We start from the raw sequence: 25,078 nt of genomic DNA, 5'->3' as shown, positions 1-25,078 counted from the left end.
CTTATTATAACATAAATGATAATGAGCGGAATGAATAACCGTTATCTTCCAATGATTTCTACTTCTGTGTGCATTTCTACACCAAATTTATCCTTAATTGTATGCTTTATTAATGAAATCAAATCTAATACATCTTGCGCTGAGGCTCCCCCAGTATTAATAATAAAATTCCCATGCATTTCAGAAATTTGAGCTCCACCTATTTGATAGCCACGAAGCCCAGCTTTCTCTACTAAATCTCCTGCAAAATACGGGATTGGATTCCGAAACACACTTCCAGCACAAGGATGATTCCACGGTTGTGTTTCACGGCGGTAATCTTTATTCTTTTGCATGTTTCTTACGATTTTCTCACGCTCTCCTACCTGTAATTGAAACTCCGCCTCCAAAACAATACCAGGACGTTTCGTTTGCAATACAGATGTACGATATGAAAACTCCATTCCTCTATTCGTTAACCATTCAATTGTTCCGTTTTCAAATAGAATTAGAGCCTTTGACAATATGTTTGATATGTCTGATTTATGTGCTCCAGCATTCATATACACTGCACCACCGACACTCCCTGGAATACCACTTGCAAATTCCAATCCAGCCAACCCTTGGCGACTAAGTAATGTTGACAATTTAATAAGGGGATATCCGCCACCAACTCTTACCCTATGTTTTTCGACCTCTAAGTGGTCTAATCCTTCTCCTAAACGAATAACAACGCCTTCTATCCCTTTATCAGATACAAGAAGGTTTGAACCTCGACCAATTACAGTCCACTTTATTTTATATTTCTTTACTAACTGCAATATTGTCTCAATACCGGCAACATGCTTTGGCACAATTAAAATATCAGCTGGTCCACCTATCTTCATAGTTGTATAACGTGCTAACGGCTCGTTAACTAACACGCGACCAACATTTGCTTCTATAAGCTCATTTACTAATTGTTCCATAGACGCTCTCCCCCAATATTAAGTTTCCTTATTACAGTAATATGCAGGGCGTTCACCTAACGTTATTTTTTCACAAGCTTATTCATTACTCCATACAACTTATTTGCTGCATCAGGAATACCTAGTTGCTTAGCAGCTAGCTTCATATTTTGTAATGTTTGTGTATCTAATAAAATCTCATCAATATCACGAATAAGCGTTTCAGCTGTTAATTCTTTTTCAAGTAACATTTTCGCCGCTCCTTTATCAACAACTGAAAGTGCATTCTTCTCCTGATGGTTATTTGTTACGTACGGACTCGGAATTAACACACTCGGCTTACCTAATGCTGTTAATTCTGCAAGTGTTGTTGCTCCGGCTCTTGAAACAACAAGATCAACGCCAGTTAGTACCTCTGGCATATTATGAATGAAAGGTTTAATAATAACATTATTCGGATTGCCTTTTTCCTTCACAGCATCCATCACTTTGTCATAATGCACTTCACCTGTTACGTACAATACTTCGTAACTTTTATTTCCAAACTGTTCAATTGCTTCTACGAAAGCATCGTTAATCGGTCTAGCTCCGCGACTTCCCCCAAAAATAAGTACGGACTTTTTAGGAAGAGATAGACCAACTGAACGTTTCCCTTTCATTCCGTTTTGATCCATTACCTCTGATGCTCGCGGATTACCTGTCATTACCACTTTTGACTGTGGAAAATGTTCTGTAGCTGCTTCAAAACAAACCGCAACTTTATCAACGTAACGACTTAAAAATTTATTCGTTACACCTGGTACACTATTTTGTTCATGTACAATAGTTGGAATACCTAGTTTTGCTGCCGCATACACAACAGGTCCACATACGTATCCACCCGTTCCAATCACTATATCCGGATTAAAACGACGAATATATCGTTTACTATCTTGTACACCCTTTAGAAAACGCATAACCGTTTTCACATTATCTAACGATATTTTTCGTTTAAATCCACTTATAACAATAGATTGGAACGGAATACCAGCTTTTGGAACGATGGTACTCTCTAATCCATTTTCTGTACCAATGTATAAAAATCTTGCTTCCGGATTTAATTTTTTTATTTCTCTAATTAAAGCAAGAGCTGGATAAATATGGCCTCCAGTACCCCCACCACTTACTAATACTCGCACTACTAATTCCTCCACTTCCCTGTTCTTATTCAATTGTATTTATTTCCATATACATATTGTATTTTCCACACATACGAAAAACCCTGTCTTTTAAACAGGGTTTAATAGCGAGAATGGCGACTTATATTCAATAATACACCTACTGCCATTAACATTAAGGTCAAACTTGATCCACCATAACTTAAAAATGGCAAAGTAATACCCGTAACAGGCATTAGTCCCGTTACAACACCAACATTAATCATTACTTGAATCGCAATCATCGCCACAATACCTACTGCTAAAAACGTACCATATAAATCTGGCGCTCCTAATGCTATACGAATCCCGCGCCATAGTAATAGACTAAATAATAATAACACAAATGAACCGCCAATAAAACCTAATTCCTCGGATAAAATTGCAAATATAAAGTCTGTTTGTGGTTCAGGTAAATAAAGAAATTTTTGTCTACTTTGCCCAAGTCCAAGCCCAAATAAACCACCAGGTCCAATTGCGAGTAACGATTGAATAATTTGAAATCCACTTCCGAGCGGATCTGACCACGGATCTAAATATGATGTGATGCGTTTCATTCGATATGGTGCTGATGCAATTAACCCTACAAATCCTGCTACACCAAGCAAACCAAACATTGCAAAATGAAAGACCCTTGCTCCCGAGATAAATATCATAATAATACATGTCCCAACCATTACCGTTCCCGTACCAAGATCTGGCTGTAACATAATCATCCCAAAAGCAAGAAATACAAAACTAAGAGCAGGTAGTAATCCACGTTTAAACGATGTAATTAACTTTTGTCGTTCCGCTAAAAATTTCGCTAAAAAAATAATCATCGCGAATTTCATAAACTCTGACGGTTGAATGGAAAATGCACCGATTCCAATCCAACTTCGTGCTCCCCCACGGACAAGACCTACTCCTGGAATTAGAACGAGAATGAGAAGAACGAAACAAACTAGCAAAATTACTTTTGAATATGTCCGCCACACCCAATAATCAATTTTCATGATAAAAAACATAGCCACTACACCAATACTCGCAAACAACAATTGTCTTTTTGCAAAAAAGAATGAATCCCCCATTTTATAAGAGGCCCAAACCGCACTCGCACTATAAACCATAATCATTCCGATTGTTAACAACGCAAGTGTAACGATAATAAGAATATAATCAGGCGTCTTCTTCATTAGCCATGAACACCACCTCTTTAGGCAGAATCTTTTGCCCTATGTAACAAAACATCAGCAGGTGTTAGCCTACTGATGTTTTGATTTACTTTATATAAGTTTATGCACAGCTTGTATAAAAATGTCTCCTCTTTCTTCAAATGTTTTAAATTGATCCCAGCTTGCACATGCTGGGGAAAGAAGAATTACATCGCCCTCCGTAGAATGAGCGTAAGCTTTCACTACTGCTTCATCTAAAGTGTCGACACTTTCAATTATATCTAATCCCACTTTTTCTGCTGCTCTTACTAATTTTGGTGCTGTTTGTCCAAATGTTACAAGCGCTTTTACATTTTTGAAATATGGAATTAAATCATCGAATTCATTTCCACGATCAAGCCCACCTGCTAATAACACAATTGGTTGTGTAAACGCAGATAAAGCTTTCTCAGTCGCTAACATATTCGTCGCTTTTGAGTCATTATAAAACTTACGGTTGTTAATAGTTGTTACATATTCTAATCGATGTTTTACACCTGTAAAACGTTTTAACACAACCGTAATAGCTTCATTAGAAACACCTAATAGTTTCGCAATACTCATCGCAGCTAAAATATTCTCTAAATTATGCTGACCAGGTAAAACAATATCGCTTACTTCAACAACTTTTTCACCTTTGAAATAAAGAGCGTTATCCTTTATACACGCACCATCTTCATTTTCTTTCGCTGTCGAGAATAGTATTTTTTGACCTTTACTATAAGCAGATAAAGCCATCACATCTGCATCATCTGCATTTATTACACTATAATCGTTTTCTGTTTGGTTTTTAAAAATATTAGCTTTTGCTAAACCATATTCTTTTTTCGTCCCATGATAATCTAAGTGAGCCTCAAATAAGTTTAAAAACACAGCGATTTTAGGCTGGAAAGATTCTACTCCCATCAGTTGGAACGATGAAAGTTCTGTAACTACAACTTCATTCTCTTTTGCATCCTGTGCTACTTCACAAGCTACAGTGCCTATGTTCCCTGCAATAATAGGATGCTTTCGTCCTTCTTTTAGCATTTCAAACGTAAGCATTGTCGTCGTCGTTTTACCGTTAGACCCCGTAATGCCAACAAATGGCGCTTCTGAAATACGGTATGCTAATTCAACTTCCGTAACGATTGGAATCTGCTTTTCTTTCGCAGCAACTAATATTGGGTTAGAATACGGAATCCCTGGATTTTTTACTACAAGAGAAATATTTCTCTCTAATAATTCCAAAGGATGCCCCCCGCATACAACGTCCATTCCTTTTGCTTGTAATTCTGCAGCAAGCGTATTTTCTGCTAAAGGCTTTCCGTCATTTACAATAACATTTGCCCCTAATTTTTGTAACAAGGTAGCTGCTGCATAACCACTTTTTGCAATGCCTAATACAAGAATATTTTTATTTTGAAATTCAGTTACAGTTTTCAATTACATCCACACCCCGATATAAATTCCTAACATAGCTAATAAAAATCCTACAGACCAAAACGTCACAACGACGCGCCATTCTGACCAACCACATAATTCATAATGATGGTGTAATGGACTCATTTTAAAGACACGCTTTCCGGTTGTTTTAAACGAAATGACTTGAATAATAACAGATAAAGTTTCCATTACGAATACTCCACCAATAATTACAAGTAACAATTCTTGTTTTAGTAAAATTGCTACAGCTGCGATCGCTCCACCTAAAGCTAAGGAACCCGTATCTCCCATAAATACTTTCGCTGGATTCGCATTGAATACTAAAAATCCAAGTACAGCTCCTACAACTGCCATACAGAATATTGCTACTCCGAATTGCTCTTGTGCCACAGCAATAATACTAAACGCTCCAAATGCAATAGCGGCTGTTCCCGATAATAAACCATCTAAACCATCAGTTAAGTTAACTGCATTCGACCCACCAATAAGCATAAATAATACAAGAACAAAATACGCCCAGCTTAGTTCAAACTTAACATCCGTCCCTGGAATCATAATGTATGTGTGAAATGCTTGCCCTTTTCCAATTAAAAAGAACGCAATTGCAATAATAAGCTGTCCTAGTAATTTTTGTTTCGATGTTAAACCAAGATTTCTTTTCTTAACTACCTTTATGTAGTCATCTAAAAAACCAATTAATCCATAACCAAATGTCACCAATAATAGTAACGAAACCTCTGCACCTAAATGATTAAACTTAATTGCCATAATTAAGGTCGTTACCATCATAGATACATATATGACAATACCGCCCATCGTTGGTGTCCCTGATTTTTTTTGATGTGACTTCGGTCCCTCATCACGAATACTCTGTCCGAACTTTAATTTTCTTAAAAATGGAATAAACAGTGGCGAAAGGGCAACAGAAATTAAGAATGCTACCCCTGCCGTTACTAATAAACCTTGCTCAAGCACATGTAGTCCTCCTCTCACGTTGTTACTCTTCGTTGTTTAGACGCCCTGTAATTGCTTCTTTAGCAACTTCACGATCGTCAAAATGATGAACTTCTTTACCAATAATTTGATACGTTTCATGCCCTTTACCAGCAATAATAATAATATCTTCTGCTTTGGCTTTCGAAATAGCATAACGTATCGCTTCTTTTCGATCAACAATTACTTCATAATTATTCCCTTTTGCACCTTTTATCATATCATCTAGAATAGCCACTGGATCTTCGCTTCTTGGATTGTCTGATGTATAAATCGCTTGAGTTGCATATTCTACCGCGACACTTGCCATCACTGGCCTTTTCGTGCGATCTCTATCACCACCACAACCAACGATACAATACACATCACCGTTCGCAAACTGTTTCGCTGTTTTTAGAACGTTCTCTAAGCTATCAGGTGTATGTGCATAATCCACAATAACTGTGTAATTTTGTCCACCATCAACAACTTCAAAACGTCCAGGCACACCAGCAAGCTCTTTAATTACATCAATAATTGTTTGTAAGCTTACGCCTGAAACAAGCCCTGCTGCTGTTGCAGCCAACACATTGTATACATTAAACTTACCAATTAATTTCATCGTAACATCTACACTTTCATACGGTGTTACAAGTGTAAATGTCGTACCACCGCTCGTCATAACGATATCTTTCGCCATAATGTCACTTGAAACATCTATACCGTAAGTTACAACAGTTGCCGCTGTGCTTCTCATATACTCTTCCGCAACTGGATCATCGCTGTTTAATACAGCGTATTTTTTACGATTATGATTATAACTATTGCCCAGCTGTGCAAAAAGCAAGCCCTTCGCATGTTTATATTCTTCCATCGTTTTATGATAGTCTAAATGATCTTGTGTTAAATTCGTAAATACTGCAACATCATAATCGCATCCGTGTACACGCCCAAGATCTAAAGCATGAGATGAAACTTCCATTACTGTGCTATCTACACCTTGTTCAACCATTTTTGAAAACGTCTGTTGAAGTGTTAGTGCATCTGGCGTTGTATTTTTCACCTCAAATGTTTCATCACCGATTTTCATATTAATCGTTCCAATTAGCCCTGTTTTATGACCATGTGCGCGCATAATTTCATCCATAATATGCGATGTTGTTGTCTTTCCATTTGTACCTGTAATACCGATTAAATGTAACTTGTGTGTTGGTTGACCATAAAAATAATCAGCTAAAACCGCTAACGAACGAAAAGTATTTTTCACAAGTACAACTGGAACGTCAACATCAATTGGTCTTTCCGCAACAATAGCAGCCGCTCCTTGTGCCGCTGCTTGCTTAGCAAAATCATGGCTATCAACCGTATACCCTTTCATACATATAAATAAGCTTCCCTCTTTCACTTTACGTGAATCAGCTTCAATAGATGTGATTTCTGGATTTTCTTTTGGAACAACTGGAAAATCATGCAAACATGATACAAGTGTATGCAACTTCATTTCACTAAACCCTCTCTACATTGTTTATTTATCTCTTTTTTAGTAAGCAACACATTACCTCCTAGTTAATTTAAATAGGAGGTACGTGCTACTATCGTCTAATACATAGACCTATTTATTAATGAGACACTTGCTGTCTCAAATTAAGTAACTCTTCTATAAAGAACTCACTTCCACCAATTGTAACATAAAACGCACTATGTTACCTTTAATTCCCGAAGTAAATTCTAATTTTTGAGCCTTCTTTTACCTTGGCCCCAGCTTCTGGTGATTGTTTAATTACTCTCTCTCCATCTCCGCTTATATCAAGCTTCAAATCAACAAGTTGAGTTTGTAAATCCTTCTTTTTCATGCCAATTAAATTCGGAACTTCTACAGTTGGTGTGTCGCCCCATTTATATTCTTTCTCAACTTGTTCTTTTCTCGGTTTCACTCCCATAACAGGAAGTGCATCCCGAAGAATATTCCCAACAATTGGAGCCGCTACTACTCCACCAAATTGAGTGACTCCTTTTGGATTATCAACAGCTACATAAACAACAATTTGCGGATCATCCGCTGGAGCAAAGCCAATAAAAGACACTATATAATTATTCTCTAAATATTTACCATCTTTCACCTTTTGAGCAGTACCTGTTTTTCCACCTACACGATATCCGTCAATAAACGCACCTTTACCAGACCCCTTCGCTACAACATTCTCTAATGCATAACGAACTTTTTCTGAAGTTTCCTCGGAAATAACTTTCCTTTTATCAACAGGTGTTTTTTTACTAACAACTTGATTATTTTTCGGATCAATAAACTCCTTAGCTATATATGGTTGGTATAACGTTCCACCATTTACAGCCGCTGCTACAGCTGCTACTTGTTGAATTGGTGTAACAGAAACACCCTGACCAAATGAAGTTGTTGCTTGCTCAACTGGACCAACTTTATCTAACTTAAATAAAATCCCACTACCTTCACCTTGTAAGTCGATTCCAGTCTTCTGTCCAAAGCCGAAATTACGAATGTATTTAAACAATCTGTCTTTACCCAGTCGATCACCAAGTTCAATAAACCCTGGGTTACACGAGTTTTGAACGACCTCTAAAAACGTCTGGCTACCATGACCTCCAGCTTTCCAACATTTTAATCTAGCCCCACCAACTTCAGCTGCTCCATCATCATAAAACGTATCTTTCTCTAAGTCTACCAAATTTTCATTCAAAGCGGCCGCTAACGTAATGATCTTAAATGTTGAACCAGGCTCATACGTACTCCATACAGGTAAATTTCTATTATACACTTCTGGAGAAACACTTTGAAAATCTGCTGGATCAAAACTCGGTCGACTCGACATGCCTAAAATCTCACCATTTTTTGGATTCATTGCAATGGCAATCATACCATCGGGATTATACGTTGACTCTGCGATATTCATTTCTCTTTCCATAATTCTCGTAATACGCGCATCAATTGTTAAGCCTAAGTTCAGTCCAGCTTCTGGTTTTTTGAAATCATCACCAATGTTAGGCATTCTTTGTCCTTTTGCATCTGCAAAAAAACGGACATGACCTTTATCACCATTCAGCTCTTTATCATAATATTTTTCTAACCCCATAAGACCTTGATTATCACTACCTGCAAACCCTAATACGTGTGATAAAAAATTTCCAAATGGATAGTACCGGATAGAATCCTCTGCAATATAAACTCCCTTTAAACTTAATCCTCGTACCTCTTTCGCTTTGTCATGCGATATCTTCCTGCCACCCTTATCTAACCTTACAATTGATTCCTTTTTTGTAACCCTCTTATAAATCTCGTCTTTTTCCACACCTAATACTGCAGCTAACTTCTCTGCAGTCTCTGCTGGTTTTTCAATTTGCCTCGGCACTACAAATACCGTCGGGGCACTTTTATTTGTGGCAAGTTCCACACCGTTTCGGTCTAAAATTTTCCCTCTTTCAGGCTCAAAAGTAATATTACGACTCCACGAATCTTTCGCGCGATCCGTTAACATATTCCCAAGAAAAAACTGTACATATCCAAGACGAATATCGATGATAGTGAAAATAAGTATACCTGATATAAGTATAAAAATAAGTCGTTTTCTAACCGTTACATTTGATACACGCATATTGGAACAAGCCTCCCTTACGCCTAGCTTGTTCCAATATATGCTTGTACTTATTTAATTAGAACTCCTTGCTTCTTACCATTACGGTTTTTCTGCTTCTTGTTGCGGTTCAAGTGGTGGTACTAGTGTTACACCTAATTCTGTACCCGGTTGCAGTAACGTTCCTTCTGCTACACTTTGTTCAGTTACGTATCCGGTACCAGAAGGTTTTAAGTTAAGCTGTAATGTTTTCGCCAAATTCATAACATCACGCAGTGCCCACCCTTGTATATTTGGCATTGTTGGCTTATCTCCCACTAAAAAGACTCGATCACCTTTTAATGTTTGTTCAGTCGCTTTTGGTACTTGTTGCTGCACTTTTCCTTCACCTAGTATGATTGGACGGAGTTTTGCTTTTTCAATTGCTTTCCCCGCTTCAGTCATCGTTTTACCAGTTACATCTGGAACAGCAGTTTGTTGCTCTTTTAAATGCTTCTTCGGATCTTTCACTTCATTTGGCTTTATCTTTAAATACTCTAAACTATTTTTTGTTACATATTTAAAAATATCAGCTAACGGCTGTGCGCCGTTCTCATCATCTTTCAATTTCGGCTGTTTAACAGCTACATACACAACAAGTTGCGGATCCTCCATCGGCGCCATCCCTAAGAATGAGAATATATAATTCTCTCTTCCTGTCATATAGCCACCTTTCCCATCCGGCATTTGCGCTGTCCCTGTTTTACCACCAACTGAATATCCATCGACTTTATAAGCAGTTCCTGTTCCTTTCGGAGATGTAACAACACGTTCTAACAACTGTCTTACTTGCGCTGCTGTTTCTTTTGTAACAGGCTTTCCTACTTCTTCTGGTTTATGCTCTAATTTTACTTCCCCTGTTATCGGATCTACAATTTTGTCAATCGCATATGGTTTCATCATTTTCCCATCATTTGCAATAGACGTTGCAGCTTGTACAAGCTGAATTGGCGTTACAGTAGAACCTTGTCCAAAAGCCGTTGTTACTTGCTGTATTTGCTGATCAAATAAAATTGTATTAGAACCTTCACCAGGTAAATCAATATTTGTTTTCTCATCTAGCCCAAAAGCATTAATATATTTACGGAAACGTTCTGGACCAAGTTTTTGATCACCTAAAATAGCAAACGCTACGTTTGAAGATCTCTCCACCCCTTCATCGAATGTAATAGAGCCCCAGCCAGCACCGCCATTATGATCATTTATCTTCCGATTTCCAACTTGATATGTACCAGACTGATAATAATCTTGTCCTTTGTACACACCTTCATTAATAGCTGCCGCTAATGTGAAAATTTTCATTGTTGACCCCGGTTCAAATGCATTTGAAATCGCATCATTGAAGAAATATTTAATTTGACGATCATTAGGATCATAACTAGGTTTAGTAGACATCGCTAATATTTTTCCAGTTTTCGGATCCGCAACAATCCCTATTAAACTTTCTGGATCATATTGTTTACTTGCCGCTTTCATTGCATCTTCTAAATAACTTTGGATTCGTTGATCCATTGTTAAATACACATTATCTCCATTTTTAGGTGCCTTTACATTCACTTTTCCACCATCGAGAGATACACCTTTACGATCACCTGTATAAGCTACTTCTCCATTAGAAGCACTTAAATATTTATCCAAACTTTTTTCTAAGCCAAATTGTCCTACCGAAGTTCCCTTTTCATTTGGTTTCGCATGACCTATGACGTAAGACGCAAAATCACCGTTTGGATACACTCTTGCATTTTCTGTAATAAAAGATATTCCCGGCAAATTCAATGCCTCTATTTGTTTCTTCTGTTCTCTCGTCAAATCCTTGCCTAGTGTTCCAAATTCGACTTGACTTCTGCCTTCCTTATTTAATGCAGCTAAAATATCCTCTTCGCCTTTTCCTAGTACTCCTGCAATTTTCTTTGCAGTATCCTCTTTATTCTCAACAGGTTTCGCACCTTTTAATTCAGCTACAAGTTTATAAGAGTTTGCATCTTGCGCTAACACATGACCATTTTGGTCATAAATCGTTCCTCGATTCGCTTCGAGAACTCCTGTTTTACTATGTTTTTGCTTAGCAAGGTCATCCAAATCCTGATTATGCACTGTTCCTGTCGCTTGTATGTAAAAAAATCGGGCTAATAATAGCAAAAAGAGCAGGAGGAAAAATATCATAAAATAACCTGCTCCTTTATTGGTATGAAATTTAGTCATATTTTTCTTCATCTTTCCTTCACACCTATTGCCTTACTTGAGGCCTTTCACATTATTCGCATTAATTTCTAGCCCATGTTTTTTTGCAACTTCAGCGATTCGTTCATAGCGACTTAGCTTCTCTACTTCAGCTTGCAATTCTTGATTTTCTTTTTGCTGCTGTACAATTTTTTCTTCGATCGTCGCTGCTTCTACATTAACTTGATAAAGCCCTGCTTTATTCCCAATAAACGCTACACAGGCATACAATAAGAAGCCAATAAACGCTACATACATCAGTTTTTCGACCCTTGTGATCTTTGCTTTAACCTTCGGCTTAACCATCTGCTGTGGGGGCGTTTGAATTTGTACCTCTTCTTGCGCTTGTTGTTTGTACTTTACAGCTAAATTAGTCATACCTCTCTCTCCTTTTTATCGTTTTTCAGCGATTCTCAACTTCGCAGAACGCGCTCGATTATTTTCTTCCAGCTCTATATCAGAAGGTAAAATCGGTTTTCTTGTAATAAGCTTTAATTTCGGCTTAAATTCATCTGGGATAATTGGTAACCCTGGCGGCAATTGCGGCGTTGTACTATTTCGCTTAAATGTTGTTTTACAAATACGGTCTTCTAATGAATGGAATGTTATAACACTAACTCTTCCACCAGGCTTGACCATCTCAATAGCAGATTCCAACGCTTCTTCAAATACTTTCAATTCATCATTTACAGCAATACGGATTGCCTGGAAAACTCGCTTCGCAGGATGTCCACCAGTTCTACGCGCAGGAGCCGGAATACCTTCTTTTATTAGTTCCACTAATTCTCCTGTCGTTTCAATAGCTTTATTTTCACGATACGCTTCAATTTTTCTTGCTATTTGCTTTGAAAATTTCTCTTCACCATACTGGAAGAAAATTCTTACAAGTTGTTCATATGACCAGCTATTTATAACATCATATGCTGTTAATGGGGCATCTTGATCCATCCGCATATCTAACGGTGCATCATGATGATAACTAAAGCCTCGCTCTGGTGTATCTAATTGTGGGGATGAAACACCTAAATCGAATAAAATACCGTCTACCTCTGTTATGCCTAATTCCTGTAGTTTTTCAGATAAGTAACGGAAATTGCTCTTTACCGTTATAAACTGCTCACCGTATGAAGAAAATTTTTCTTTTGCATTTTGAATCGCTATCTCATCTTGATCAAAAGCAATTAATTTTCCCCCATCAGTCAATTGGGATAATAAATAAGAACTATGTCCTCCTCCCCCCAGTGTACAATCTACATATGTACCATCTGGCTTTATATCTAAGCCGTCTACTGTTTCTTTCAAAAGCACTGTTACGTGTTTAAACATTGTTGCACCTACTCTTTTTCCAATTAATTTATGTTAAATGTATTTCTTCCTCTAAACGTATTTCTCACGATCAGAGAATGAAATACTACTAAAGAACGACTCAGTTAACTTACCAACAAAGGCAGCATACTATACAAATCGCTATTTTCTTTTATTATATACTAAATTTTATCATTTTTTACGGGAATTTAAATAAAAAACTGTCGAAAAAGAGAATAATACGTTTACATTTTGTGTGATTTTGTCATATATTTAAGTATCCTACATATATACAATCTCTACCAGTTACAAAATGATAATTCAGAAAAATTTCACTTCACAGTAAATTCAACAGAATAAAAATAAAATCCTGCTCCAAAGAGCAAGATTCTATAGTTTTATAACATGATGTTTTCCATCCCAAGAAAATGAATTCTCCATCACTCGATCAACGAAATCCAAACCGAACTGATTTAAATAATAACATACATTCCACACGCGCTCTTGCGGAGCTCCTAATGGACGAATTGCACATTGTATACGGCGGAATTTATTTAGTTGAACTTCATGTTTTTTCTCAACATTTCTTTTCAACATTCTTTCTAACAGTTCAATTTGTTCATTAATTTTCAACTCATTCTTCCCTGCGAATTCACTTAATCCTGGATCTATTTTTTTCACAAACTGTTGTAATGATGTATGAATATCAATAATTTCTTTTTTCGCCTCTATAAATCGATCGTCGATTGGTTCCTCTATTTGATCAGACAACCAGTTTTCACGTAATTTATCTACATCATGTAAAAACGGATCATTTTCTTGCAACTGTAAATCATTTAAATCTGTCGCTATATCTCTCTCTATATAAGTCATTGTAAGACGAGGAACGACAGGCGGCATTTGGAAACCAACAGTATGGAATACTTGTTGCAGTTCACTCCAATAAGCTATCTCCCCTGGACCTCCAATAAACGCTAGCGTAGGAAATACATACTCTTGCATAAGAGGACGTGTTACAACATTATTACTAAAACGCTCTGGACTTCTCTCCAACTCTTCAATCAATTCTTCATATGAAAAAGAATGTGTCCCATCTTTTCCGACAAACTTTCCTTGATTGTCTTCAAGCAGCACTCGCTCATTATCGATTTCCATGAATATATGCACTGCATTAGACTTTGTTTCAATAATTGGCTTATACCCTAATTCTTTAATTACTTCCTGCTGATTGTGAAGCCCCTCTTGCACTTCTTTATACTTGCTTATAATACGTTTGAAGAATGGAACCTCTAACTTCCTTAATTCAGGATGATGCGAATCAACAAGAATTAAACCAGAATTAGCAAACATTTTTGTAATAAGGTAAGCAAAGAAATCTACATACGTATTCGATTTATTCAAAGCATCATCTACAAATCGTAATACATCCTTTGTAAAATTCGTTTCTGGGTATGTTTTAAAAATCTCTTCCATCCATTTTCTACAATCTTCAACAGACAGTTCAGACTCAGAAGCACTCGCCTTTTTCGGATTACGGTCATGAAAAATAGTCTTTTTTATTTTTTTATTTTTCGTTACAAAAGTATGATTAATCTCATCCATATCATGATCTTCACCAGCAATCCAGAATACAGGAACGACTTTAACGCCTAAACTTTCTTCCTTTTCCTTTGCAAGCTGTAAAATTGAAATAACTTTATGAATTGTATAAAGCGGTCCAGTTAATAACCCCGCTTGTTGTCCAGCTATAACAACATATGTATTTTCATCTCCAAGCGCTTTTACATTTTGAATTGTAGATTCTCCCGCTTGCAATTTTGTATTATATTCTAATAAATGCGCTACTAACTCTTGGCGGAAAAACTTCCTTTCACGCAAATCATGTAAACGTTGTTTAAAAGCAACTTCTGTTAACATATAATCAAAACACGACTGTATCTCTTTTTTACCGTTCATATAGTCCGCTACAATACCTTGTTGCGGAACAGAGATTTCGTTTATCTCCATATAATTCTTCCTTTCGTATCCAGTTCTCTCACCAATCCACATTGTAGTCAATGTTTCACGTAAAAGCAAAGAATAACACTTATTCTTTTACTTCTAAGCCTTTTATTGCATCGAACAAAAATTGAAGTGTCGGAACTGGTCGTTGCTGTTTCTTAGCTTCCTCTAACACATATCCAACAATTGCATCGATTTCCGTTTGTCTATTCGCTCTTACATCTGCTAGCATAGATGATGTATTATGAGACGTTCTTTCACATATACCTCGTACCATTTCCCATACCATTTCTTGTTCTTCACTAACAAGAAATGCAACTTCCCTAAATACTTGCTCCATCATTTGATAAAAAAAAGGATTCGTAATTAACTCACCGTTCTGAACCCGCAATAACGCTGTCAATGGATTAATACATACATTTACTACTAATTTTTTGTACATAATACCTTTCCAATCAGCCTCTATTTGAATTGGAAAATGAGCAAAAGGAAAATAATCGAATACTTTTTTAAAATATAAAAATGGACCGCGCACTACCCCAAACTTCGTTATACCTATTCCAGTATGATGGACCGTATACCTTTCTTCTTTTTTCGCACCGTGTTCTACAATACCAACAGCTATATTCTCATTTCTTATTTTCTGTATAGCATGAAGATGCGACATTCCGTTTTGCAAAAAGATTAATGATGATTCTCCTTGCACAAACGGTAATATGTCATTTATATGGTATTGCTTCACAGCAATAAATGTATAATCTAACTTCTGATCTAACATATATTCTATCGGTAAAATGGATGGAAATACCGTTTCACGTTTCCCATCTCTAATACAAGTTACACCTGTTTTATTCAATTCTTCAGCCTGCTTAGCCGTCCTTGTAAACAACGTGACATCTTGATTACTTTTTTGTAAATAAAATGTATACAATAGACCAATAGCACCTGATCCTACAATTCCAATTTTCATTTTCACCCAAGGAATTCATATTAAATTTCCTTGCCTTCCCTCCCTTTATATCTTTCTAATTCACATGCATACATCCTACGCTTGCACTGACTCCTAACAGATAAATGCAACCTCTTCTTTCACTATGTATATACTACCTATTAACGTGCTTCTATTCTTAGTTTAGCAAATCCTCAAAAAAATAATAAAAGAAATATACTATCTTCTTCATAAAAATAAAAAAATAAGTTATAATATTATTATAAATATTTTTACTTTTCTGGATTCAACAAGATAAGAAAAGGATGTGATGTAATGAGATTCCCAAAAGTTGAGCGCTTGCTCATCAATTATAAAACATTAGATGAATTTAAAAAATTTAAAGGTTGCGGAGCTCTAGAACTATCTATGTTGGAAGAGTTACAAGCAAACATTATTGAAAACAATAGCGAATCACCATTTTATGGTATTTATTATGGCGGATCACTAATCGCACGTATGAGTCTATATATGAAAAGGGATGGTGGCGAACCATTTGACATTACTGGCCCTTACCTAGAACTTTATAAACTTGAAGTGTTACCAACTTTTCAAAAACAAGGATTTGGACAAATGCTTGTGAATTATGCAAAACAACTACAGTTCCCAGTTAAAACGATAGCACGTATCCATTCAGCTGGTTTTTGGGATAAATTAAATTTCCAACCTGTATCAGTAACTAATGGTGATTTTTATATTTGGCATCCAGAAACAAATATGAATGCGATTACAAACGAGGAATCTGCATAAGAAATAAAAAAAACAGCTGCGTAACAGCTGTTTTTATTTCTTTAACTTCTCTAACTTTCCATTCGAACGAACACTATTTCTTTCCGCTACCATTACACTTCTTTTTTGATCGATATAATCAAGTAATGTTCTATACTCTTCCTCATATACTGATAATCGCTCTAGAAGTCGTTCTCTCTCTGTCTGTAGCGATTCAACTTGTTTTTGCAACACCATTAAAGAGTTTTCATCTTTATAATTTTGCAAGAAATCAATAACATCATTCAGTGTAATTGACGTAGGCTCTAATACCTCCGTCTCTTTCACTTCATAATTTTCTACTTTACGAAGTTGTTTCGCTTCTTCAATACGTTCTTTATATTGCTTTCTCACGTAAGAATTCCATCTAAATCCACATGCTGCTGGTGTACGAGACAAATGTCTTCCCACTTCTTTAAAGGCAGAAAGTTGCGTTCCACCTTCTTGAATATGCCGGAGTACTACTTCTGCCAGAAGCAAATCTTCATCATCAGTCCAAGCATCTTGTCTTGTTGTCGCCATCTCTCTAGTCCTCCCTATGCATTTTTTATTAAGCATATGCAGTTACTAGAAAAGATAGAATACAACAACTAAAGAATAAAACAAAAAAAATAAACGCAGAAGATATCTTCTACGTTTATTTTCCCGCAATTACTTGCTGATTACTTCTTTACCTTTGTAAGTACCGCATGCTTTACATACACGGTGAGCTAATTTCGCTTCACCACAGCTTGGGCACTCTACCATACCAGGTACTGATAATTTGAAATGCGTACGACGCTTTCTTTTTACTGTTTTAGAAGTTCTTCTAAAAGGTACAGCCATTCTTCCCACCTCCTTAAAAGAAATAATTATTTTCATATGAAGGCCTAAACCAGTCTTCCGATTATTTGTCAAAAAACTTTGCAAGTCCTGCCAATCTTGGATCAACAGCCTTTTCTTTGTTTTCTTCCGAAATCACTTGCCAGTCTTGACCTTGCATCGGTGCTCCACCAGAAACATCATCACTGAAAATTTGCATTGGAATCTCCAAAAGTATATTTTCCTTGATTACGGGCAGTAAGTCAAGTACTTCTCCTTCTAAACAATGAATTTCAGCTTCTGTTTCAAACTCTTCTTCTGAAGTTTGGAACACCTCAGTTGTTTTAATGTCAAATGGTAATGTCACATCTACTAAAGAGCGAGAACATGGTAAAACCATGCTTCCAGTTATATGTAGATGGAACGTAAACTTCCCGGAGCCAAAATCAACTCTTCCTGTTACATGAACAGGATTAATTTCACGAATATCTTTCTCGACCTCTTTTAGCTCACTTACATCTACCATCTCATCCAATGTCAATCCTTTATTTCTCAATTTATTCAATTGATGGATGGACCATTTCATATCATATCACCTCAAGGCAACAAACAAAATTATAGCTAGCCATTTTATATTTGTCAATGTTTTTTCTTTACACTATAATGAAGTCATCATAGTAAATAATATATAGAGTATCATGTTTTCCAAAAAGATGCTACATCGAAAGGAGAGATTATCATAAAAGCCAGTGGTATTGTCGTTGAATATAACCCTTTTCATAACGGTCATGATTATCATGTGCAACAAACAAAAAAGTTAACACACTCTGATATTATAATTGCCGTTATGAGTGGCCCTTTTTTGCAGCGTGGTGAGCCCGCACTCATTTCCAAATGGTATCGCACTAAAATGGGCTTAGCAAGCGGTGTAGACCTTATTGTAGAGCTTCCATACGCATTCGCAACACAAAAAGCTGAAACTTTTGCAAATGGTGCTATTTCCATCTTAAATGCCTTACGCGTTTCTGAAATTTGTTTTGGCAGTGAAGATGGACAAATCGAAAATTTTTATAATACCATCTCTGTACAAAAAAACGAAGAAGCGACTTTTAATCGTCTCGTAAAGCAATTTATGAGCGCAGGTAATAGTTACGCCAAAGCTACATCTGAAGCCTTTCTACACATTTTACCATCCAAAAAAAACATCGATATGTCACAACCAAATAACATTTTAGGCTTTCAATACATAAAAGCAATTCTGGCGCAAAATAGTTCTATGCAAGCACAAACTATAAAAAGATACGCATCTCATTATCACGATGAAACATTTAGTAACCAACATATCGCAAGTGCAACGAGTATTCGTAAACAACTCTTTAGCGAAAATGGTTCATTTACAGAAATTGAGCCTTTTATCCCGAAAGCAACCGCTTCTCTTTTAGCAACTTATAAACAAAACTTCGGGATATTACATAATTGGGAACAATACTTTTCATTTTTTAAATACAAACTTATGACGATGTCTCCAGGGGACTTACGACATATATATGAAATCGAAGAAGGTTTAGAGCATCGTATTTTATCAAAAATACAAAACAGCTCTTCCTTCCACTCATTCATGGAAGCATTAAAAACAAAACGTTATACATGGACTAGATTACAAAGAGCCTGTACACATATTTTAACAAACACGACAAAAGAAGAGATGCATATGGCAAATATAGAACAACATGCACCGTATATTCGTCTACTCGGCATGTCACAAAAAGGACAAACTTATATTTCAAAAAACAAGAAAAAAATAGAACTTCCAATCCTTACTCATACAAAAAGTTTTGACCATCCTACTTTACATATAGAGCGAAAAGCAAATTCTGTATATTTCTCTATCATGCAAGAACCATTACGGACACAACTACTAAAACAAGACGTAATACACCATCCAATTCGTTACGATGAAACAACTACAACGTTTCTATAAGAAAAACCTCTCTATTTCAGAGAGGTTTATTTTTTCTCACCCATTTTTTCCAAATACTTCAACGCATCATCCAGCGTATCCACTGGTACAACCTTCATTTTTGTTTTAATATCTTTCGCAGCCTCAAGTGCATCTTTATAGTTGGATTTCTCCGCACCTTTTTCATTTGGCGCAAAAAACACCTCAGCACCCGCATCACTAGCAGCTACCACTTTTTGCTGTATACCACCAATTGGGCCAATTTCTCCCTTTTCATTAATTGTACCTGTTCCAGCAATTTCATGTCCTTTTGTTAAATCTTCTTCCACAAGTTGATTATATATTTCTAATGTAAACATTAAGCCTGCTGATGGCCCACCTATTTCATGGGAATCAATTTTCACTTTCGGATCTACTACTAACTCTCTTTCCGTCACGATAGAGACACCTATACCTACGCGGCCATTTCCATTAGGAATTGTCTTTACATTTAAATTTTCTTTTAACTGTTTTCCGCCTCGCATGTACTCAATATTTACTGTATCTCCTTCTTTTTTCCCTGTCATATACTCAATAAATTGATCCGTCTTTTCGAATGTTTTTCCGTCGACAGCTATGATGATATCTCCAAGCTTAAGCTTCCCCTCTGACGGCATACCCTTCGCTACACCAGCAACTAATACACCTTTATTTTCAAAAGAAACAGTACGATTCGCTTGTTTATACGCATTATAAATTGCTGCATTTTGCGAGTCTTTCATTGCATAATTTTGGCGGAATTGATATTCTTCATCACTCTCGCCCCTTTGCAATATTTCTTCCGCCTTCGAAACATGTGTATATTTATTAAATTGTGCCGCTATTAAATTCACCACATTTGCCGGCCCCATCGAAACCGTTACAAGCATAAAATCACCAGATTCTTTTGTTCCACCCTCAACTTGGACATACGGCTCTAATTTCGCAGCCATTCCTGGTTTTGTTACATAGTACGGTAAACGCACATAAACAAGTAACATCGCCAATATCACACCTATTAAGATTGCATATATAAACCGAAAACGCTTAAACATTATGTTTCTCCTTCCACTGCTCAATTAATAAATAAATATTTGAAACATGTTTTTCTGCTTCTACTTCTCCGACTCGAATAATGTCTTCAATGTTTGTAAAAGCACGTGAACTAAATTGTTCCACAGCTGGTCGCATCATTAAATCTGATGCAATTTGCCGATTCATTACAAGCTCATGCTGCATAATTTCAATACTTTGCATAATTACATCATAAATAGATGTAACCTCACCATTCACCTTAATCGGAGATACATCAACAGCAATAACAATATCGGCACCTAACTCTTTTACAACCGAAACTGGGATGCGATCAATCACTCCACCATCTACTAATAATCGTCCATTTACCTTTTCTGGCACAAACACTCCAGGGACAGATATACTAGCCCTCACCGCATCTGCAACAGGACCACTTGTAAAAACCACTTTCTCCCCCTTCAATATGTCAGTAGCCACAACAGCTGTCGGGATATCTAACTCTTCTAAATTTTTATTATATGTAAACATTTTAATCATATCTTTGACACGTTTACCAGCAATAAACCCCATTTTTGGTACCGTGAAATCTAAATAGTATTTCCTCTTAAAAACAGTCGCCAATTTATACAATCGTTCAACGTTACAGCCAGCTGCATAAAATGTACCTATTAAGGCCCCCATACTACTCCCTGCAATCATATGAATCGGGATACCCGCTTCCCTTAAAACTTTTATAACGCCAATATGAGCAAATCCTTTCGCTCCCCCAGATCCAAGCGCTAAACCAATCTTCGGTTCTTTCATTTTTCTCACCCTTTAATTTTTTTCATCCCTTTTTCATACTTATGGTCTAAATTCACCACGTATCCACGTATACTGAAATGAACGTTTTTTGGGACAAAGGGGGATTTACTTACATGTATGAAAAATGGAAAACCGCTTTCCTTACCATATCAACACTATTTTTAACCTTTTCTCTTGTACTCCACCCCCAAGCTGCTTTGCAAGCTTCCATTCGAGGGTTAAATATATGGTGGGAAGTTGTATTCCCTTCACTATTACCGTTTTTCATCATTGCGGAACTTCTAATTAGTATCGGTGTTGTAAAATTTATAGGCGTTATATTAGAACCACTCATGCGACCACTTTTTCGCGTTCCAGGAATAGGTGGATTTGTTTGGGCAATGGGCATGGCCTCAGGGTTCCCTGCTGGCGCCAAATTAAGCGCTAGACTGCGAAAAAGCGATCAAATAACACAAATTGAAGCCGAGCGCCTCGTATCTTTCACAAACTCTTCTAATCCACTTTTTATTTTTGGAGCTGTTTCTATCGGTTTTTTCAATAATCCGAAATTAGGAATCGTACTAGCTGCTGCACATTATTTAAGCAACTTTGCCGTCGGATTAATAATGCGTTTTTACGGGCATAACACATCTTACACAAATGATAAACAAACTACTAAAAAACGTCCTTTTCAAAACCCTTTTTCAATCCTTCACCAAACACGCTTGCAAGAAAAAAGACCAATAGGAAAATTACTTGGGGACGCTATCGTTTCTTCCATTCAAACATTACTTATGATTGGCGGATTTATTATTTTATTTTCTGTGTTAAACAAAATGATTACTGTATTCCATATTACAGCAACTCTTTCTTTTATTATGCAACATATTTTATCATTCTTCCAACTAAGTACTGATTTTAGTATTCCGATATTATCAGGTATTTTTGAAATGACACTCGGAAGCCAAATGATTAGTCAAATAAATGAAACACCCCTTCTGCAACAAGCGATGGTAACAAGCTTCATTTTAGCATTTAGCGGCCTTTCAATTCAGGCACAAGTTGCTAGCATACTAGCTGAAACGGATATCCGATTTAAGCCATATTTTTTCGCACGACTTATCCAAAGTATTCTTGCTCCTATTTTTACGTTTATATTTTGGAAACCTTTTTATGAGAAAGTAAGTTCTTTCTCACCTATGGAAAAAGATATTCCCGTATTTTTATCCAATCATTCTTCTACACTACTTGAAATTTGGACATCTTTTGTACACTACGGACCGATTTTCACATTATTTTGTTTATACTTATATGTTATCTTATTGTTTTTACGCATGAATAAAGAAAAACCCCGTTCACTTTAACGGGGTTTGAAACTTTTCTTTTAAAGCACGCTCTACAATAGGAGGCACAAGATCTACTACACTTCCTCCATACCTCGCAACTTCTTTCACAATACTCGAACTTAAAAATGAATATTGGTTGTTTGTCATTATAAAAAAGGTTTCAATATTTTCATCTAATTTTCGATTCATAGAAGTAATTTGCATCTCATATTCAAAGTCAGAAACCGCTCGTAAACCACGTAAAATTGCATTTGCATTACGCATTTTTGCATACTCCACTAATAGCCCGCTATGCGAATCCACTTTTACATTTGGGATATCCTTTGTTGCTTCTCGAATTAAATCTAGACGTTCTTCAACTGAAAAGAATGGTTTTTTTGATGAATTGTTTAAAACAACTACGTACACTTCATCAAACACTTTTGCTCCCCTTTTAATAATATCAAGATGCCCAAGGGTAATTGGATCAAAACTCCCTGAAGAAATAGCTATACTTGTCATTCTGTCTCCTCACCTTCATACTTATAAATCGATATTGCTGTAATCCCATAATTTTCAGCTCTTACTTTTACAAGATTCCCTATAGAATCAGGTAAAACAACATCATTACCATGCTCTGACATAATTAATCCATCTCTATGTAGCAATCCATGTTGATCCATCACACTAATCAAAGATACAATTTTTTGATCTTTGTATGGAGGATCTATTAGTATAAGATCGAATGACATTTCACGCTTTATGAGCGCTTTCACCGCACGCTCTGCATCATTTCGATACACTTCAGCTTGTTCATGTATTCTACAACTTTCTAAATTTTGATGAATGACTTTTATCGCTTTACTATCTCGATCAACAAAAATCGCTTTTTCAATCCCTCTACTTATAGCCTCAATTCCAAGGCCACCACTACCGCCAAATAAATCAAGAGCGGTACCACCATCAAAATAAGGGCCTATCATATTAAAAATAGATTCTTTTACTTTATCCGTCGTTGGACGTGTTGTATTGCCGGGAACCGCTTTAAGTGGGTGCCCTTTACATTTTCCTGAAACTACTCTCATCTGTTGTCACTACCTTTATTTCAATCTATCGAGCGCTTATAAAATAATTTCCCACTTCAGTAACCGCTGCAAAACTATATGTAACTTTCACCTATCCATAAGAAACTTTCTCTAAAAATAACCGCTCGTCATTTTTTATGTATTTATCTCGCCATTCGCTAACACAAACCCATTATGTACATTAATTCCACTTTCCCCCGCATTAACGGGCAGTAAAACTCCCAACTCAAAATTCGGTTAGAACAAAAAGTGAGGTGGGAAATTAACTGCCCGTAAACGCCCGATTAGTGAAGGCTAATAATCAGCGGGGATGCCCCACTGATTAAAGTTTCACTTTATCTTTTTTTATCCTATCATAAAATAAAAAAAAGAAAAATAAAAAGCCAAACATAAAATTTAAATTCATTATGTATATCTTCATTTAGATTGGACATAAATAATTATAACAACATCACCTTCGATGTTGTTGCCAACCGCGGAGAAGACTTACGTTTCCCCATAAGTTCTTCCTCCGGTTTCTCCTCTCCCTTTGCCTTCTTACTAGTACATACTAGTATAAGAAGGGCCCTGCTTTGCAGGGTTTTTTTTCTTTGTCTACTTTTCATTTAAAAAGTGAGATGGTACAGTAAAAGAAAGAGGAGGAAAAGATATGATTCAACGCTTTATAGAACTTGGAGAAGGCTACTCTGATTTATATGAATTACTTGAAATTGCCAAAGCAAACCAAGAACGTATAACACATATGTTACAATTTGAAACAATTAAAAACGAAAAGAAAGTATGCTCGCTTGTTGTAATATTAAAACCGACCACTACTGGTGATTTCCAGCCATTATACATATGTCGTGAAGGTATTCCTATGCCTGAAAATAAAAAAAGTAAACGTGTCATTTTATTTGAAGAAATGGCAGAAAAACTAGGAAAAAAAGTGACCACATTTACTGTAAAACCGTCCACAACTTTCCCAGAAAAAGAACTATTTTTCAATCATCTAATTGGTATTTTACGAATGAATAATTTCATTCCTCCAATGAAATAACACTTTATTTAAAGTAAAAAAATCCCACGCTAAACGTAGCAGGGGATTTTTTTACTTTAACTATAATCGTATTCTTTTGCCCGATCAGGACGGGAATTTTCAAATTCCGTTTTTAAAAACGGACGGTACGACTGTTCTATCTTTTTCACAAAAGGAAGTTTATTCAACTTATGCATCATATGCTCAATTTGTTCCATATCACAATATACAACGGCATATTTTAATCGTTTTGATATGTAATGTATGTTACCATATTTTCTTAAAATCTTGGCATGTTTCAATGAATGTAAATAAACAATCATACTTTGTCGTTGCCCGAACATAATCTTCTCCATCTTCTCCTTTTAAAAACTTATATTTTATATTTTTGAAAACTAACCAGAAATTTATGACA

At 36.3% G+C, this 25,078-nt stretch carries 24 protein-coding genes; 4 read left to right on the top strand and 20 right to left on the bottom strand.

The features are described from left to right. Window positions 1-41 precede the first annotated feature (41 nt). From murB to panE, 12 genes are all read right to left on the bottom strand, one after another. Complete coding sequence (murB, locus tag A6J74_RS25045) at window positions 42-947, bottom strand: UDP-N-acetylmuramate dehydrogenase (protein WP_000437055.1); 906 nt, start codon at window positions 945-947, stop codon at window positions 42-44. 62 nt (window positions 948-1,009) lie between these two features. Then, window positions 1,010-2,104 carry an undecaprenyldiphospho-muramoylpentapeptide beta-N-acetylglucosaminyltransferase gene (gene murG, locus A6J74_RS25040; protein ID WP_001265419.1) on the bottom strand — a complete coding sequence of 365 codons (1,095 nt, stop codon included), beginning with the start codon at window positions 2,102-2,104 and terminating at the stop codon, window positions 1,010-1,012. 101 nt (window positions 2,105-2,205) lie between these two features. Further along, a complete protein-coding gene (spoVE, locus tag A6J74_RS25035; protein WP_000753526.1) occupies window positions 2,206-3,297 on the bottom strand; it encodes a stage V sporulation protein E in 1,092 nt (363 codons plus the stop codon). 90 nt (window positions 3,298-3,387) lie between these two features. After that, entirely contained in the window at window positions 3,388-4,740 is a 1,353-nt protein-coding gene (gene murD, locus A6J74_RS25030; RefSeq protein ID WP_000860109.1) for a UDP-N-acetylmuramoyl-L-alanine--D-glutamate ligase, read from the bottom strand. Then, window positions 4,741-5,715, bottom strand: coding sequence for a phospho-N-acetylmuramoyl-pentapeptide-transferase (gene mraY, locus A6J74_RS25025; protein ID WP_000893065.1), 975 nt, complete (start codon window positions 5,713-5,715; stop codon window positions 4,741-4,743). It lies immediately after the preceding gene. Between the two features lie 22 nt (window positions 5,716-5,737). Next, complete coding sequence (locus A6J74_RS25020) at window positions 5,738-7,213, bottom strand: UDP-N-acetylmuramoyl-L-alanyl-D-glutamate--2,6-diaminopimelate ligase (protein WP_000766294.1); 1,476 nt, start codon at window positions 7,211-7,213, stop codon at window positions 5,738-5,740. 208 nt (window positions 7,214-7,421) lie between these two features. Next, complete coding sequence (locus A6J74_RS25015) at window positions 7,422-9,338, bottom strand: stage V sporulation protein D (RefSeq protein WP_001266239.1); 1,917 nt, start codon at window positions 9,336-9,338, stop codon at window positions 7,422-7,424. A gap of 81 nt (window positions 9,339-9,419) precedes the next feature. Further along, window positions 9,420-11,570, bottom strand: coding sequence for a penicillin-binding protein (locus A6J74_RS25010; RefSeq protein WP_000739950.1), 2,151 nt, complete (start codon window positions 11,568-11,570; stop codon window positions 9,420-9,422). A 21-nt stretch (window positions 11,571-11,591) separates the two neighbouring features. Then, on the bottom strand, window positions 11,592-11,954 hold the full coding sequence (gene ftsL, locus A6J74_RS25005; protein WP_000182809.1) for a cell division protein FtsL: 363 nt from the start codon (window positions 11,952-11,954) through the stop codon (window positions 11,592-11,594). Window positions 11,955-11,969: 15 nt separating this feature from the next. After that, a complete protein-coding gene (gene rsmH / locus A6J74_RS25000; RefSeq protein WP_000472506.1) occupies window positions 11,970-12,902 on the bottom strand; it encodes a 16S rRNA (cytosine(1402)-N(4))-methyltransferase RsmH in 933 nt (310 codons plus the stop codon). Between the two features lie 369 nt (window positions 12,903-13,271). Continuing rightward, window positions 13,272-14,888: a bacillithiol biosynthesis cysteine-adding enzyme BshC gene (gene bshC / locus A6J74_RS24995; protein WP_000405028.1), complete on the bottom strand. Its 1,617-nt coding sequence runs from the start codon at window positions 14,886-14,888 to the stop codon at window positions 13,272-13,274. Window positions 14,889-14,967: 79 nt separating this feature from the next. Beyond that, window positions 14,968-15,852 (bottom strand): 2-dehydropantoate 2-reductase, encoded by an 885-nt coding sequence (gene panE / locus A6J74_RS24990; RefSeq protein ID WP_002093362.1) that lies wholly within the window; start codon window positions 15,850-15,852, stop codon window positions 14,968-14,970. Window positions 15,853-16,146: 294 nt separating this feature from the next. Between panE and A6J74_RS24985 the strand changes: the two genes are divergently transcribed. After that, the gene (locus A6J74_RS24985) at window positions 16,147-16,620 is read left to right on the top strand and encodes an N-acetyltransferase (protein ID WP_001212123.1); all 474 of its coding nucleotides are present in this window, start codon (window positions 16,147-16,149) and stop codon (window positions 16,618-16,620) included. 33 nt (window positions 16,621-16,653) lie between these two features. Here A6J74_RS24985 and A6J74_RS24980 read toward each other — a convergent pair whose 3' ends face one another. The 3 genes from A6J74_RS24980 to A6J74_RS24970 all read right to left on the bottom strand — a co-directional run bounded on the left by A6J74_RS24980 (window position 16,654) and on the right by A6J74_RS24970 (window position 18,025). After that, window positions 16,654-17,160 (bottom strand): RsfA family transcriptional regulator, encoded by a 507-nt coding sequence (locus A6J74_RS24980; RefSeq protein ID WP_000246458.1) that lies wholly within the window; start codon window positions 17,158-17,160, stop codon window positions 16,654-16,656. Between the two features lie 129 nt (window positions 17,161-17,289). Next, a complete protein-coding gene (gene rpmF, locus A6J74_RS24975; protein WP_001984764.1) occupies window positions 17,290-17,463 on the bottom strand; it encodes a 50S ribosomal protein L32 in 174 nt (57 codons plus the stop codon). 61 nt (window positions 17,464-17,524) lie between these two features. Further along, entirely contained in the window at window positions 17,525-18,025 is a 501-nt protein-coding gene (locus A6J74_RS24970; protein WP_000872142.1) for a YceD family protein, read from the bottom strand. A gap of 213 nt (window positions 18,026-18,238) precedes the next feature. On the opposite strand from A6J74_RS24970, the gene A6J74_RS24965 reads away from it, so the two are divergent. Then, window positions 18,239-19,420, top strand: a complete 1,182-nt coding sequence (locus A6J74_RS24965) for a nucleotidyltransferase (protein ID WP_002048873.1) — start codon at window positions 18,239-18,241, stop codon at window positions 19,418-19,420. Window positions 19,421-19,446: 26 nt separating this feature from the next. Here the strand turns inward: A6J74_RS24965 and A6J74_RS24960 are convergent, their stop codons facing one another. Both A6J74_RS24960 and A6J74_RS24955 read right to left on the bottom strand, forming a co-directional pair. Beyond that, the gene (locus tag A6J74_RS24960; protein ID WP_000476315.1) at window positions 19,447-20,472 is read right to left on the bottom strand and encodes a SepM family pheromone-processing serine protease; all 1,026 of its coding nucleotides are present in this window, start codon (window positions 20,470-20,472) and stop codon (window positions 19,447-19,449) included. Then, window positions 20,465-21,256 (bottom strand): patatin-like phospholipase family protein, encoded by a 792-nt coding sequence (locus A6J74_RS24955; RefSeq protein ID WP_000662585.1) that lies wholly within the window; start codon window positions 21,254-21,256, stop codon window positions 20,465-20,467. The genes A6J74_RS24960 and A6J74_RS24955 overlap by 8 nt, the downstream gene beginning before the upstream one ends. 113 nt (window positions 21,257-21,369) lie before the next feature. Between A6J74_RS24955 and ylbJ the strand changes: the two genes are divergently transcribed. Then, a complete protein-coding gene (gene ylbJ, locus A6J74_RS24950) occupies window positions 21,370-22,599 on the top strand; it encodes a sporulation integral membrane protein YlbJ (RefSeq protein WP_000273078.1) in 1,230 nt (409 codons plus the stop codon). Here ylbJ and coaD read toward each other — a convergent pair. Beyond that, entirely contained in the window at window positions 22,591-23,082 is a 492-nt protein-coding gene (gene coaD, locus A6J74_RS24945; protein WP_000200597.1) for a pantetheine-phosphate adenylyltransferase, read from the bottom strand. The two genes, ylbJ and coaD, sit on opposite strands and share 9 nt — an antisense overlap. Next, a complete protein-coding gene (gene rsmD, locus A6J74_RS24940) occupies window positions 23,079-23,645 on the bottom strand; it encodes a 16S rRNA (guanine(966)-N(2))-methyltransferase RsmD (protein WP_001266984.1) in 567 nt (188 codons plus the stop codon). The genes coaD and rsmD overlap by 4 nt, the downstream gene beginning before the upstream one ends. A gap of 649 nt (window positions 23,646-24,294) precedes the next feature. Here rsmD and A6J74_RS24935 point away from each other — a divergent pair. Continuing rightward, window positions 24,295-24,684, top strand: a complete 390-nt coding sequence (locus tag A6J74_RS24935; protein WP_000616007.1) for a DUF7147 family protein — start codon at window positions 24,295-24,297, stop codon at window positions 24,682-24,684. 56 nt (window positions 24,685-24,740) lie between these two features. Here A6J74_RS24935 and A6J74_RS24930 read toward each other — a convergent pair whose 3' ends face one another. Continuing rightward, entirely contained in the window at window positions 24,741-25,007 is a 267-nt protein-coding gene (locus tag A6J74_RS24930) for a YlbG family protein (protein WP_002093356.1), read from the bottom strand. Window positions 25,008-25,078 lie beyond the last annotated feature (71 nt).

Origin of the sequence: Bacillus sp. FDAARGOS_235 (genome assembly GCF_002073415.2) — a bacterium.
GTDB classification, from domain to species: domain Bacteria; phylum Bacillota; class Bacilli; order Bacillales; family Bacillaceae_G; genus Bacillus_A; species Bacillus_A toyonensis.
Note: the sequence above shows the minus strand (reverse complement) of the source record. Positions and strands in the feature narration are given on the sequence as shown.